The organism is Bradyrhizobium frederickii (assembly GCF_004570865.1).
Classification (GTDB): Bacteria; Pseudomonadota; Alphaproteobacteria; order Rhizobiales; family Xanthobacteraceae; genus Bradyrhizobium; species Bradyrhizobium frederickii.
The window spans coordinates 1-12,839 of the sequence record NZ_SPQS01000056.1; the positions used below are offsets into that span (position 1 = coordinate 1).

A 12,839-nucleotide genomic window follows, 5' to 3' on the forward strand; every position below is an offset into this window, starting at 1 on the left:
TCCTTGGTCGCGCCCTGGATCTGGGCGATCTTGTCGCCGATCTCGCGGGTGGCTTCCGCGGTCTGGCTTGCGAGCGACTTCACCTCGGAGGCGACGACGGCAAAGCCGCGGCCGGCTTCGCCGGCGCGCGCGGCCTCGATGGTGGCGTTGAGGGCGAGCAGGTTGGTCTGGGCGGCGATGTTGGAAATCAGCTCGGCGACGTGCTCGATCTGCTGGGCGCCGTCCGAGAGGGCACGCACGATCGTGTCGGTGCGGCGGGCGCTGTCGACCGCGCGTCCGGTGACCTCTGCGGATTGGGCGACCTGGCGGCTGATCTCGGTGATGGAGGAGGAGAGCTCCTCGGCGGCGGCCGCGACGGTCTGGACACGCTGACTGGCTTCGGTGGCGGCCGTGCCGACCAATGCGGCGCGGCGGTTGGTGCCTTCGGCGGTCGAGGACATCGACTTGGCGGTATGCTCGAGCTCGCCGGAGCCGGAAGCCATCAGGCCGACCAGCTGGCCGACGGAGGCATCGAAGCGGTCGGCAAGCGCGATCAGGGCGTCGCGCTTCTCCTGCTCGGTGCGCGTCTTGGTGGCGGCCTGTTCGGCCTCCAGTGCGCGCGCCGTCAATGCCGTCTGGCGCAGGATTTCGAGGGTCTCGGCCATGCGGCCGATCTCGTCGCCGCGATCGGTCTCCTCGACCGGCTTGTCGATGGCGCCTTCGGAGATCTCCTGCATGCGATTCTTCTGGCGTTCCAGCGCGCTGAGCACGTCGCGGGCGATCAGCCAGGACAGTGCCGCCATCAGCAGCATCAGGCCCGTGCCGATCGCGCCGAGCTCCAGCGTCAGCGCGCGCACGTCGGCGTCGATGTCATCGACATAGAGGCCGTAGCTGATGGTCGCGTTCCAGGGCGCGAATTTGCGCGCGTACACGGTCTTGCGGACCGGCTCGGTCTGGCCGGGACGGGGGTAGAGATAAGAGGTGATTCCACCCTGCGCGGTCTGCTCACCCGCCTTGACAATGGCGTCGGCGATCAGGACGCCGTTGGAATCCTTGGCCCCGGTGATCTTACCCTCGAGCTGCTGGTTGGCGCCGTTCAACAGAAGCGACGTGTCGGAATTGTAGACGACGGGGTAGCCCTGGTTGCCGTTGAAATTCATGCGGCGTCCGCGCTGGTGGAAGTGGGCTTTGGCATCGGCCAATGTCAGCTTGCCAGCGGTAACCTCGTCCTGAAGCGATTGCGCGTAATTGTAGAGCAACTCGACAGCGGTCCGCATCTGCTGGACGCGGTCCTCCATCATGCGGCTCTTGCTGAGCACGGACGACACGCCGATGATGGCCGCGACTGTGAGGGCTGCAAGGCAGACCATGCTGGCAAGCTTGGTGCGGATCTTCAGATGGCTCAGCAGCTTCATGACAGCCCCTACGGAATGGTTATTGCTCGCCTGGGTAGCATGAAGTTCTTACCAATCATGAACGTAGGCATGCGGCGGCCTGCCGCGCGCGCGGCGTCCGCAGCCTCATGCGCAATCGTGCAGGCAAATCGCCTGGCCGACAGGCTCAAGCCTGTCTGGGGGAAGGAATTGATCTTGGACTTTGAGAGCTAAAGAGCCTGGCTGGACCTGCAATGACTCGATTCGTTCATCGCATCATCATGGCTGTGCTGCTCGTCGCGGCCCTCGTTCTGATCTGGAACGTGCTGGGGGCGCGCTGAGACGGCACCGTCGGTTGCCGGTGCCGTCCTGTTTGCTGTCAAATCGGGGCGCGTCAGCGCCGCACGAAGTCTGTGCTATTTCTTGCCCATCGCCGCGTCGGCGCTGACCGAGCCGCCGCCGGCTGCCGACAGATAGAGGCAGGCGAAGCAGAACAGGATCGCCGCGGTGCCGCCATTGAGCAGCGGCAGGAACACCGGCGTCTCACCCTTGAACATGTGGCCCATGAAGTAGGCAAAGGCCATCTCGCCCGAGAGGATGAAAGCGGAAAGACGGGTGAACAGGCCGATCATCAGGAGCGCGCCAAGCACGAGTTCGAGCGCGCCAGCCGTCCAGATCAGCGGCGGGATGTTGGCGAAGTAGGGAAGCACCGGAAACTTGAAGATCTTGGCGACGCCGTACTGAAACAGCAACAGGCCGGTCATGAAGCGAAACAGGCTCAAGAGAACGGGTTGAAAGCGAGTGAGATAGGGAAAGTCCATTGGTTTGTGCCCTCCATCCAATGCGCGACTAGGATCGTATTCAGCGCCGCCTCGCAAGCCACCCCAGATCAATTTCGCGCTGACATTTTCGTCATGTTGGACAAGACACCGCAGTTCGTCCGTTCGTGCCCGAGCTCTTGCGGATGCTGCCCGCATGTCATGCGTAATTTCCCGGTGACATCGAGGGATGCAAGTTACGTCGGGGAGACTTACTCCCGCAAGGCGGGGACGATCAGGAATGGAATCATTCCGAGAATCACGCTCGCAAGTGCAAAAACGAGCAGCAGATTGTAGCCGTGCGTGACATCGTGGATCAGGCCGCCGCTCCATGAGCCGAAGGCGGAGCCGAGGCCGCTGCCGATCGAGATGGTGCCAAAGATCGTGCCGACGCGCTTGCCGCGGAAGATCTTCATCGCGGTCGCCGTGATCAGTGGTCCGCGCGAGCCCATCATGCTGCCGAAGCAGACCACGAAGCCGGTGAGCAGGAAGACATCAGGATAATACTGAAGCAGCCAGAGCAGCACGATGCCGAGGATCGAGATGGCGTAGCTGAGCAGCACCGACGGCCGCCGCCCGATCAGCCCGTCAAGTGCGGACACGCCCAGCATGCCGAACACGAGCACGACTCCCGAAAATCCCCAGGCGGTCGCCGCCTGGAGCGGCGGGAAGCCGGCGTCGATCAGATAAGCGACGATCTGCGCGGCGATCGCATACATGCCGACCGCGGTGAAGAAGAAGGTCGAGAACAGCGCCCAGAAGGCATGGTGGCGCATCGCGCTCGCCAGCGTCCAGCCGTTGTCGATGAAATCAGGATCGCTTCTCTTGGCGACATGCGGCGAGCCGGCCGAAAACATCCGCCAGGGCAGGAGCAGCAGCGGCACCAGCAGCGCGAGCGCGGCAAGGCCATAGACCTGGTAGGTCTCGCGCCAGCCGAGATGATCGATCAGAAGCTGCGAGGCCGGCAGCAGCGCCAGCACGCCGCCGCCCATCGCCGAATAGACCACCGCCATGGCGGTCGGCAGCCGTGGTCCGAACCAGCGGCCGAGCAGGATCGAGCTCGGCACGTTGCCGATGAAGGCAACGCCGATACCGACACAGATGCCGATCGAGAGCTGGAATTGCCACAGGGCTTGGGCCCGGCTTGCAATCAGGAAGGCTGAGCCGAGCAGGAACAGCCCGAGCGCATAGACCATGCGCGGGCCAGCATGATCGAACAGGCGCCCGACCAATGGTGCGGTCAGGCCGCTGATCAGCCAGGTCAGGGAGTAGATCGAGACGACCTGCGCGCGGTCCCAGCCGAAGTTCTCGGAGATCGGCTTCAAGAAAACGGTGAAGCTCTCGCTGAGCCCGCGGCCCAGAACCGCCAGCGTAAAACAAAGGCAGAGCACCACGAGGGCGGTGCGCACCGCCTCGCGCTTGGCGCTGCCGGCTTGTTCCTTGCGCGTTTCCCTGGGCGTGTTCTGGTCCATTGCCGTCAGGGAGCGCGCATCCGCGCACCCTGACAAGCAGCGAAAAGCTCATACGCCTATGCAGGCTTGATCAGGATGTGCTTCTTCTTGCCGAAGGACAGCTTGATCACGCCTTCCGGCGTCAGATTGGCCGCAGAGAGCGCCATCTTCTCGTCGGTGACGGGCGCGTCGTTCACACGCAGGCCGCCGCCCTTGATCTGCCGCCGCGCCTCGCCGTTGGAGGCAACGAGGCCCGCCTTGACGAAGGCGGCGAGCACGCCGAGGCCGGCGTCGAGTTCGCCGCGCGGAATTTCCACGGACGGCAGGCTCTCGGCGAGCGCGCCTTCCTCGAAGGTGCGGCGCGCGGTTTCGGCCGCTTCGTTTGCGGCGTCGCTGCCGTGCAGCAGCGCGGTCGCTTCGGTGGCGAGCACCTTCTTGGCCTCGTTGATCTCCGAGCCGCCGAGCGCTTCGAGCTTCTTGATCTCGGCGATCGGCAGCGTCGTGAACAGCTTCAGGAATTTGCCGACGTCGGCATCCTCGGTGTTGCGCCAGTACTGCCAGAAATCGTAAGGGCTGAACTGGTCGGCGTTGAGCCACACCGCGCCTTGCGCGGTCTTGCCCATCTTGGCGCCCGACGCGGTGGTCAGCAGCGGCGTCGTCAGCGCGAACAGCTGGTGCGTGCCCATGCGGCGGCCGAGATCGACGCCCATGATGATGTTGCCCCACTGGTCCGAGCCGCCCATCTGCAATTTGCAGCCGGTACGCTTGGCCAGCTCGACGAAGTCGTAGGCCTGGCAGACCATGTAGTTGAACTCGATGAAGCTCATCTCCTGCTCGCGCTCGAGGCGCAGCCGCACGGAGTCCATGGTGAGCATGCGGTTGACCGAGAAGTGCCGGCCGACGTCGCGCAGCATCTCGATCCAGTTCAGCCTGGTCAGCCACTCCGCATTATCGAGCATGATGGCGTCGCTCTTGCCCTCGCCATAACGCAGCACCTTTGCGAAGACGCCGCGGATCGAGGCCTTGTTGTCCTCGATCTCGGCGACGGTGCGCATCGCGCGCGTCTCGTCCTTGCCCGAGGGATCGCCGACCATGGTGGTGCCGCCGCCCATCAGCGTGATCGGCTTGTTGCCGGACTGCTGCAGCCAGTGCAGCATCATCATGGTCAGATAATTGCCGATGTGCAGCGAGCGGGCGGTGCAATCGTAGCCGACATAGGCGGTCGCTTCGCCCTTGGCGGCGAGCACGTCCAGCCCCTCGAAATCGGAGCACTGGTGGATGAACCCACGTTCCTGCAGGATATTGAGGAAATCCGATTTAAATACAGTCATCTGTCGGCATGCCCAACAATTCTTGGTTTACTGTTTTGGGGGCAATTTAAGGGTCTTGCGTGGGAACCCGATGGCCGCCCGTCACTTGGCGATGTGGCATTATAAGATGTGTCCCTCTGGCACAAGATCGGCATGCCGGAACGGGTCTTGAGGACGCTGATCCATGATGTTGACGGCACTCGGTCTGATGAGCGGCACCTCGCTGGACGGGGTGGATGTCGCGCTGATCGAAACCGATGGAAAACAGGTCAAGGCGTTCGGACCGTCCGGCTACCGGGCCTATCATCCTGCAGAGCGCAATCTGCTGCGTCAGGCCCTGGGCGAAGCCGTGCATTTGACCCAGCGCGATGCGCGCCCAGGCGTTCTGGCCGAGGCCGAGCGGGCGGTGACGCAGGCCCATGCCGAGGCTGTGGCCAGCTTCCTGACGCAGAACCGTATGAGGCCGGAGGACATCGACATCGTCGGCTTCCACGGGCAGACCGTGCTGCACCGGCCTGAAAAACGGCTGACGGTGCAGATCGGTGATGGCCCTGCATTGGCGAGAGCGATCCATATTCCCGTGATGTATGATTTCCGTGCCGCCGATGTCGAGGCCGGCGGGCAGGGCGCGCCCTTCGTACCGGTCTACCACCGCGCGCTCGCCAATTCGCTGGACCGCGAGGGACCGATCGTCGTGGTCAATATCGGCGGCGTCTCCAACATCACCTATATCGACGGCGACACGCTGATCGCCTGCGATACCGGCCCCGGCAATGCGCTGCTGGACGATTTCATGTACCGCACCATGAATCAGGCGTTCGACGCGGAAGGAAAATTCGCAGCTCTCGGCAAGGCCGACGAGGCCTGGATCGCGCGGGCGCTGGAGCTCCCGTTCTTCGCGTTGCCTCCACCGAAATCGCTCGATCGCAACGACTTTGCTTCGCTCAAGCTCGGCGACGTCGCGCCGGCCGACGGCGCCGCGACCCTGACCGCCTTCACCGCGGCGGCGATCGCCCGCGTCGTCCCGTTGTTGCCACGGCGGCCACGGAGCTGGATCGTCTGCGGCGGTGGCGCCCGCAACCTCACCATGCTGCGGATGCTGCGGGAGCGGGTGGGGTCAGCCACCGTCGAGGCCGCCGAGATCCTCGGCTGGGCGTCCGACGCCATCGAGGCCCAGGCCTTCGGCTTCCTCGCCGCCCGCGGCCTGAAGGGCCTGCCGCTGTCGTATCCGGCCACCACGGGCGTGCCGATGCCGATGACGGGCGGAGTGATCGCCAGACCTTGAGGTGGCGTCCCAATCACGAGCGGTTGATGCAGATGCACTGACCTTGACGGATATATGCAAGTGCATCTATATTAATGCAGTTGCATCTAATCGCCGGGACCATTGCCATGACCGCTTCACTGAAACTGATCAGCCACAAGCTTTGCCCCTATGTGCAGCGCGCCGTGATCGCGCTGAAGGAAAAGGGCGTGCCGTTCGAGCGGATCGACATCGATCTCGCCAACAAGCCAGACTGGTTTCTAAAACTCTCGCCGCTCGGCAAGGTGCCGGTGCTGGTGGTGACGACGGAGCAGGGCGAGGTCGCGCTGTTCGAGAGCAACGTGATCTGCGAGTACATCGAGGAGACGCAAGGCGGTGCGCGGCTGCATCCAGCGGATGCTCTCAAGCGGGCCGAGCATCGCGCCTGGATGGAGTTCGGCTCGGCGATCCTCGGCGATCTCTGGGGCCTGGAGACGACGACCGACCCGGCGACCTTCGAGAGCAAGCGTCAGGCGCTGGTGTCGAAGTTCGCGCGTGTCGAAGCCGCGCTTGGCGCAGGCCCCTTTTTCTCCGGCGAGCAATTCAGCCTTGTCGACGCCGTGTTCGCGCCGGTCTTCCGCTATTTCGATCTGTTCGACGAACTGACCGAGCACGGCATCTTCCGCGATGTCCCGAAAGTCCGGGCATGGCGCGCCGAACTGGCGAAGCGTCCGAGCGTCCGCACTGCTGTTGGTGAAGACTATCCGCAATTGCTGCGCGCCTTCCTCGCTCGCCACGACGCGCATCTGCTCAAGCTCGCGGCCTGAGCGCAACGCAAATGTCCTCATCTGTCGCATGGCTGATGCTGGTAGTCGCCGGTGCGCTCGATGTCGGCTGGGCGATCTCGATGAAGTATGCAGAAGGCTACACGCGCGTGGGCTGGAGCATCGTTTCGCTCGTGCTGCTCGCAGCGTTCGTGTTCCTGCTCGGGCGCGCTTTGAAGGTGCTCGAGGTCGGCGTCGCCTACTCGGTGTGGACCGGCATCGGGGCTGCCGGCACGTTCATCATGGGCGTCGTACTGTTCGGTGAGAGCTTGAGCGCGATGAAGCTTGCGGGCATCGCGCTCGTGTTGATGGGGATCGCCGCGCTCAAGCTTGCTTGAGCTGCGCCCGTCAGCGCACGTTGGCCAGACGCATGTCGAGATAGGCCGTGATGGTCTCCATCAGCGGCTCGAGCTTGGCGTCGAAGAAGTGGTTGGCGCCGGGGATGATCTGCTGGTCGATCACGATGCCCTTCTGCGTCTTCAGCTTCTCGACCAGCGTGTTGACGTCCTTGGGCGGCACCACCGCGTCCTTCTCGCCGTGCACGATCAGGCCCGACGACGGGCAGGGCGCGAGGAACGAGAAGTCGTAGAGATTGGCCGGCGGCGCGATCGAGATGAAGCCCTCGACCTCGGGGCGGCGCATCAGGAGCTGCATGCCGATCCAGGCGCCGAAGGAGAAGCCGGCGACCCAGCAGGCGCGCGCTTCGGGATTGATGGTCTGTGCCCAGTCGAGCGCTGCGGCGGCATCCGACAACTCGCCGGTGCCGTGGTCGAACGAGCCCTGGCTGCGGCCGACGCCGCGGAAGTTGAAGCGCAGCACCGAGAAGCCGCGATGCGCGAAGGCGTAGTAGCATTGGTACACGATCTGATGGTTCATCGTGCCGTGAAACTGCGGATGCGGATGCAGGATCATCGCGATCGGCGCGTTCTTCTGCTTGGCCGGGTGATAGCGACCCTCGAGGCGGCCGGCAGGGCCGGTGAAAATGACTTCAGGCATGGATGTCTCTGATTGAGTCCCTTGGAGGTGATCCCTGCGCAATCGTCCGATTGTGGCTCTCCCGGCGTTGCCGCCGCCGAGAGCACGGATGAAAGGTGGAGAGGCGCGCCCTCGGATGATGCGCGAGTGGCGCGCAGGTGAACTGACGCGCGCTTCTAACACGAGGCAAGGGTGAAAAAGCAAGCTTCTTCGACATCTCTCAATGGGCTCAAGAGCTTAGCCGGTCATGGCAGCGTCATGTCCGGCCCGGCGACCACAACCGGCATCAGCCTGAAATCAACCGGACCACGTCAGGAGCCGTCCGCTTCGCCGGAGGGAAGCGCTCAACCAATTGGAATCACGACGGTTTATGGATCGCTGGTCGATCGGCGGTGGCGATTCCGTCCGGGGTGGTTCGGCTTCCGAGCGAGGCGACCGCCGGCCGGTAGCGCCGGCTGCCCCCGAGCGTCTGGCCGTTGTCGAAGGCGAGCTCAAAATCCCCGGACGCCTTGAGGTCCACGCCGCGCACCCGGTCGAGATTGGCAAGCTTGGTCCGATGAACGCGAACGATGGAAAAGCGCGCCAGCTCGCTTTCCGCCGCCGCCAGTGTGCCCCGGATCAGGTGCTGGGTGCCGTCGGCGAGGCTGTATTCGATGTAATTGCCGGCGGACGCGACCCAGAGGATGTCGCGCGGCACCACGCGAATGCGACTGGTCCCGTCGCGCAACCAGATCACATCAGGCGACGACGGCTGTGGCGGGGTGGGCGGCGCCGAGGGAGCTGCTGCGGCGGTCTTCAGCTCGCGCCGGCTTTCGAGCAGCCAGATCGTGCCGGCGATCAGGACGACGGCCACCGCATCCTTGCGGAATTCGTACAGGACCGTCGCGAGCGAGAAACGAAAATCGTAGGCGCCACCGGCGAGCCAGAGCGCAAGCTTGCGCAACCAGACCATGCCGGTGATGTGGAGGGCCGAGAAGCCGAGCAGGGTGATCGCCCCGATTGCTGCGCGGGCGGCGAGGCCGGATGCCCGGCGCATGCGGCGGACCGCCAGCACCAGGATCGGCAGCAGCAGCAGGATGACGGAGATGCTCGACATCTCCCAGAACAGCCGCCGGCCGATGTCGTAGTTGTCGCCGCGCCAGGCCGCGTCCTGAGCGCCTGAGAATGCATTGACGATTCCGATCGCGAGCGCGACCGCCGCGATCGCGGCGAACGTCGTCCGGTCGCCCCCGCTGATCCCAAAAGGCCCGCTATTCGTCCCAGCCGCCGGCGGCTCATCCCGTCGCGTCCGATTCTGATCCCAAACCGGCTCGACGCGCGGCGTCGGCGGAGCATTTTCGGTGTCAGCCATGGCCCGCAAACCGCGTTCGTCGTCCCGTCAAGGAGCAGAAAACCATGACAACACCACAGCAATTCCAAAGCTCGGACAGGCGCATCGATCTGGACTGGGTGCGGATTTTAGCGTTCGGGCTGCTGATCTTCTACCACGTCGGCATGCTCTACGTGTCCTGGGGATTTCACATCAAGAGCGTGCACCGGCTGACCTGGCTGGAACCGGTGATGCTGTTCCTCAACCCCTGGCGACTATCGCTGCTGTTCCTGGTGTCCGGGGTTGCCACCCGCTTCATGCTCGACAAATCGACCTTGGCCTCGCTTGCCGGTGCCCGGTCGGCCCGGCTCTTGATCCCGCTCATTTTCGGCATGCTCGTGATCGTGCCGCCGCAATCCTATCTCCAGATCGTCGAGAGCCTCGGCTATCCCGCGGGCTTTCTCGATTTCTATACCAGGCATTACTTCGCCTTCGGCGCGCAGTTCTGTCCGAACCCCTGCATCGTGCTGCCAACCTGGAACCATCTCTGGTTCGTGGTCTATCTGTGGGTCTACACGCTGGCCTTGATCGGCGTGCTCGCGCTGTGGCCGGCCGGCGCTGACTGGCTTGGCCGCAAGCTGGCCGGCGTGCTCGCCGGGCCATGGCTCCTGATCGCGCCTTGCGTGCTGTATGTGGCCTGGCGCCTGGTGCTGTTTCCGGCCTTCCCGTCGACGCATGCGCTGTTCGGCGACTGGTACAACCACGCCGACCACGCCACCGCCTTCCTGATCGGTTTCCTGCTCGCCAAGCAAGATGGGATCTGGCACGAGCTCGAGCGCCGGCGCTGGGCGGCTCTGGTGGCTGCAGCGGCCTGCTTCTCGGCCTTCATCCTTGTTCGCGCCGGATTGTTCGCGCCGTCGCCCGCGCTGAAGTGGGCCGCCGCCTCGGCCTATGGTTGCTACCAATGGCTCGCGATCGCCGCCGTGTTGGGCTTTACGCGACACCACGTCACCGCCGACAGCCCCGTGCGGCGCTATCTGACCGACGCGATCTTCCCGTACTACATCGTGCATCAGACCGCGATCATCGTGATCGCGCATGCTTTGCGCGGCGGCGGCCTTCCGGTTGGGGCCGAGGCCTCCATTGTCGTCATCGGGACCGCGCTCATATGTGTGGCGACCTATGAAATGGTCCGGCGCATCGCTTGGCTGCGGCCGCTGTTCGGATTGCGGGCGCTGCCGCGGACGGTTGCCGCGACGGAGCAGCACCAGCCGGCCTGATGCGCGCCGCTGTCCGATTGGCCGGATGGCAAAAGGTGCTAAGAGGGCGAGATGCCGACCCGTGTCTATCTCGACTGGAACGCGACCACGCCGCTGCGGCCCGAGGCCCGGGCGGCGATGGTTGCGGCCTTTGACCTGGTCGGCAACCCGTCGTCGGTCCATGCCGAGGGACGAGAGGCACGACGATTGGTCGAGGAGGCCCGAGCCGAACTTGCCTTGGCGGTCGGCGCGTTGCCGCGGAACGTCGTCTTCACCTCGGCGGGAACCGAGGCCAATGCGCTGGCCCTGTCGCTGGGGTTGCGGGGACCATCCGGCGGACCTGTCGAGCGGCTGCTGGTCTCGGCGGTCGAGCACGCCTCGGTGCTGGCGGGTGGCCGGTTCCCGGTGGACAGGATCGGTCTGATCCGCGTCACGCGCACCGGCGTGGTCGATCTCGAACACCTGAAGGCACGGCTCGCGGACGGGCCGCCGGCGCTGGTCTCGATCATGGCCGCCAACAACGAGACGGGCGCGCTCCAGCCGGTCGCCGAGGCGGCACGGATCGTTCACGAGGCCGGTGGCCTCCTGCATATCGATGCGATCCAGGCTCTGGGGAAAATCCCGTTCGACATCAAGACAGTCGGCGCCGACCTTGCGACATTTTCTGCGCACAAGATCGGCGGCCCCAAGGGCGTCGGCGCGCTGGTTGTGGCCGAGGGGATCCTCGGACTGGAGCCGGTGCTGCGGGGCGGCGGGCAGGAGCTCAACCGTCGCGCGGGAACCGAGAATGTCGCCGGCATCGCCGGCTTTGGCGCGGCGGTCAAGATCGCGCTTCAGGCTCTGCCGGAGCATGCGGAGCGCATGACAACCCTTAGAATTCGCTTGGAAAATGGCATCCGGGGGGTCGCGGGCACAACCATCTTCTCAGATGGCGCCGAGCGGTTGCCAAATACCGTCCTGTTCACGGCACCGGGACTCAAGGCCGAGACCGCGGTGATCGGCTTCGACCTCGAAGGAATCGCCGTCTCCTCCGGCTCGGCCTGCTCCTCCGGCAAGGTCCAGCCGTCCCACGTTCTTTCGGCCATGGGCTTCGACCCCGCGGTGGCGCAGGGAGCGGTGCGTCTCAGTCTGGGCTGGTCCACGGAACCAGATCACATTAACAGGGCGTTGGAGGCTTGGCGAAAGCTCGGTAATACCCTACTTAAGAGCTAAGCGACGAAACACGGCTTGAACGGTTCTAAGCCCGTGCTTTCCGCCAAAAAACATCGTATTAGACACCGTAAGACTCGTCCGAGTTTGATCCACCGCGGTCCTTGAAACCGCGAGCGGAGGATGGAATGCCAGCCGTACAAGAGACGGTCGAGCGCGTGAAGCGCATCGACGTCGACCAGTATCGTTATGGGTTTGAGACCCTGATCGAGTCCGACAAGGCCCCCAAGGGGCTGTCGGAAGAGACCGTCAAGTTTATCTCTGAGAAGAAGAACGAGCCCGCCTGGATGCTCCAGTGGCGGCTCGAGGCCTATCGGCGCTGGCTGACCATGCAGGAGCCGACCTGGGCCCGCGTCGACTATCCCAAGATCGACTTCCAGGACCTCTATTACTATTCGGCGCCGAAGCCGAAGAAGACGGTCACCTCGCTCGACGAGATCGATCCGGAGATCCTGAAGACCTACGAGAAGCTCGGCATCCCCTTGCGGGAAGTTGCCATGCTCGAAGGCGTCGAGCCCAAGGTGGGCGAGGAAGATCCCGCCCGCCGCAAGATCGCGGTCGACGCGGTGTTCGATTCGGTCTCGGTTGCGACCACGTTCAAGGCGGAGCTGAAGAAGGCCGGCGTGATCTTCATGCCGATCTCGGAAGCGATCCGCGAGCATCCCGAGCTGGTGCAGAAATATCTGGGCTCCGTGGTGCCGACCTCGGATAATTTCTATGCGACGCTGAACTCGGCGGTGTTCTCCGACGGCTCGTTCGTCTACGTGCCGCCCGGCGTGCGCTGCCCGATGGAGCTGTCGACCTATTTCCGCATCAACGAGCGCAATACCGGCCAGTTCGAGCGCACGCTGATCATCGCCGACAAGGGCTCCTACGTCTCCTATCTCGAGGGCTGCACCGCGCCGCAGCGCGACGAGAACCAGCTGCACGCCGCCGTGGTCGAGCTCATCGCTCATGACGATGCCGAGATCAAATATTCGACGGTGCAGAACTGGTATCCCGGCAATTCGGAAGGCAAGGGCGGCATCTACAATTTCGTCACCAAGCGTGGCGATTGCCGCGGCAACAATTCCAAGATCTCCTGGACCC

12 protein-coding genes are annotated in these 12,839 nt (G+C 64.3%); 6 read left to right on the forward strand and 6 right to left on the reverse strand.

The genetic code is table 11. From position 1 onward, the window contains the following. The 4 genes from E4K64_RS38210 to tyrS form a co-directional block, all read right to left on the reverse strand. On the reverse strand, window positions 1-1,394 hold a 1,394-nt coding region (locus tag E4K64_RS38210), incomplete at its 3' end, for a methyl-accepting chemotaxis protein (protein WP_135167561.1). 374 nt (window positions 1,395-1,768) lie between these two features. Next, window positions 1,769-2,173, reverse strand: a complete 405-nt coding sequence (locus E4K64_RS38215) for a DoxX family protein (protein WP_126261631.1) — start codon at window positions 2,171-2,173, stop codon at window positions 1,769-1,771. Between the two features lie 209 nt (window positions 2,174-2,382). Further along, a complete protein-coding gene (locus tag E4K64_RS38220; protein WP_135167562.1) occupies window positions 2,383-3,642 on the reverse strand; it encodes an MFS transporter in 1,260 nt (419 codons plus the stop codon). A gap of 56 nt (window positions 3,643-3,698) precedes the next feature. Then, window positions 3,699-4,952 (reverse strand): tyrosine--tRNA ligase, encoded by a 1,254-nt coding sequence (gene tyrS / locus E4K64_RS38225; protein ID WP_135167563.1) that lies wholly within the window; start codon window positions 4,950-4,952, stop codon window positions 3,699-3,701. Between the two features lie 163 nt (window positions 4,953-5,115). Here tyrS and E4K64_RS38230 point away from each other — a divergent pair, with 163 nt between their 5' ends. The 3 genes from E4K64_RS38230 to E4K64_RS38240 all read left to right on the forward strand — a co-directional run bounded on the left by E4K64_RS38230 (window position 5,116) and on the right by E4K64_RS38240 (window position 7,336). Next, the gene (locus E4K64_RS38230; RefSeq protein ID WP_135167564.1) at window positions 5,116-6,216 is read left to right on the forward strand and encodes an anhydro-N-acetylmuramic acid kinase; all 1,101 of its coding nucleotides are present in this window, start codon (window positions 5,116-5,118) and stop codon (window positions 6,214-6,216) included. Between the two features lie 107 nt (window positions 6,217-6,323). Further along, the gene (locus tag E4K64_RS38235; protein WP_135167565.1) at window positions 6,324-7,001 is read left to right on the forward strand and encodes a glutathione S-transferase family protein; all 678 of its coding nucleotides are present in this window, start codon (window positions 6,324-6,326) and stop codon (window positions 6,999-7,001) included. Between the two features lie 11 nt (window positions 7,002-7,012). Continuing rightward, window positions 7,013-7,336 carry a DMT family transporter gene (locus tag E4K64_RS38240; RefSeq protein WP_135167566.1) on the forward strand — a complete coding sequence of 108 codons (324 nt, stop codon included), beginning with the start codon at window positions 7,013-7,015 and terminating at the stop codon, window positions 7,334-7,336. Window positions 7,337-7,346: 10 nt separating this feature from the next. Here the strand turns inward: E4K64_RS38240 and E4K64_RS38245 are convergent, their stop codons facing one another. Together E4K64_RS38245 and E4K64_RS38250 are read right to left on the reverse strand one after the other, a co-directional pair. Further along, window positions 7,347-7,994 (reverse strand): alpha/beta hydrolase, encoded by a 648-nt coding sequence (locus E4K64_RS38245; protein ID WP_024337874.1) that lies wholly within the window; start codon window positions 7,992-7,994, stop codon window positions 7,347-7,349. Between the two features lie 337 nt (window positions 7,995-8,331). Then, a complete protein-coding gene (locus tag E4K64_RS38250; RefSeq protein WP_135167567.1) occupies window positions 8,332-9,324 on the reverse strand; it encodes a LytTR family DNA-binding domain-containing protein in 993 nt (330 codons plus the stop codon). A gap of 44 nt (window positions 9,325-9,368) precedes the next feature. On the opposite strand from E4K64_RS38250, the gene E4K64_RS38255 reads away from it, so the two are divergent. The 3 genes from E4K64_RS38255 to sufB all read left to right on the forward strand — a co-directional run. Next, window positions 9,369-10,562, forward strand: a complete 1,194-nt coding sequence (locus E4K64_RS38255) for an acyltransferase family protein (RefSeq protein WP_135167568.1) — start codon at window positions 9,369-9,371, stop codon at window positions 10,560-10,562. A gap of 51 nt (window positions 10,563-10,613) precedes the next feature. After that, window positions 10,614-11,753: a cysteine desulfurase family protein gene (locus E4K64_RS38260; RefSeq protein WP_135167569.1), complete on the forward strand. Its 1,140-nt coding sequence runs from the start codon at window positions 10,614-10,616 to the stop codon at window positions 11,751-11,753. A 125-nt stretch (window positions 11,754-11,878) separates the two neighbouring features. Beyond that, window positions 11,879-12,839, forward strand: a 961-nt coding sequence (gene sufB, locus E4K64_RS38265) for a Fe-S cluster assembly protein SufB (protein ID WP_135167570.1), incomplete at its 3' end; no start/stop codon positions are given.

Coding starts and splice junctions, on each gene's coding strand:
- E4K64_RS38215 (WP_126261631.1), bottom strand. CDS start 2,173: ATGGACTTTCCCTATCTCACTCGCTTTCAACCCGTTCTCTTGAGCCTG.
- E4K64_RS38220 (WP_135167562.1), bottom strand. CDS start 3,642: ATGGACCAGAACACGCCCAGGGAAACGCGCAAGGAACAAGCCGGCAGC.
- tyrS (WP_135167563.1), bottom strand. CDS start 4,952: ATGACTGTATTTAAATCGGATTTCCTCAATATCCTGCAGGAACGTGGG.
- E4K64_RS38230 (WP_135167564.1), top strand. CDS start 5,116: ATGATGTTGACGGCACTCGGTCTGATGAGCGGCACCTCGCTGGACGGG.
- E4K64_RS38235 (WP_135167565.1), top strand. CDS start 6,324: ATGACCGCTTCACTGAAACTGATCAGCCACAAGCTTTGCCCCTATGTG.
- E4K64_RS38240 (WP_135167566.1), top strand. CDS start 7,013: ATGTCCTCATCTGTCGCATGGCTGATGCTGGTAGTCGCCGGTGCGCTC.
- E4K64_RS38245 (WP_024337874.1), bottom strand. CDS start 7,994: ATGCCTGAAGTCATTTTCACCGGCCCTGCCGGCCGCCTCGAGGGTCGC.
- E4K64_RS38250 (WP_135167567.1), bottom strand. CDS start 9,324: ATGGCTGACACCGAAAATGCTCCGCCGACGCCGCGCGTCGAGCCGGTT.
- E4K64_RS38255 (WP_135167568.1), top strand. CDS start 9,369: ATGACAACACCACAGCAATTCCAAAGCTCGGACAGGCGCATCGATCTG.
- E4K64_RS38260 (WP_135167569.1), top strand. CDS start 10,614: ATGCCGACCCGTGTCTATCTCGACTGGAACGCGACCACGCCGCTGCGG.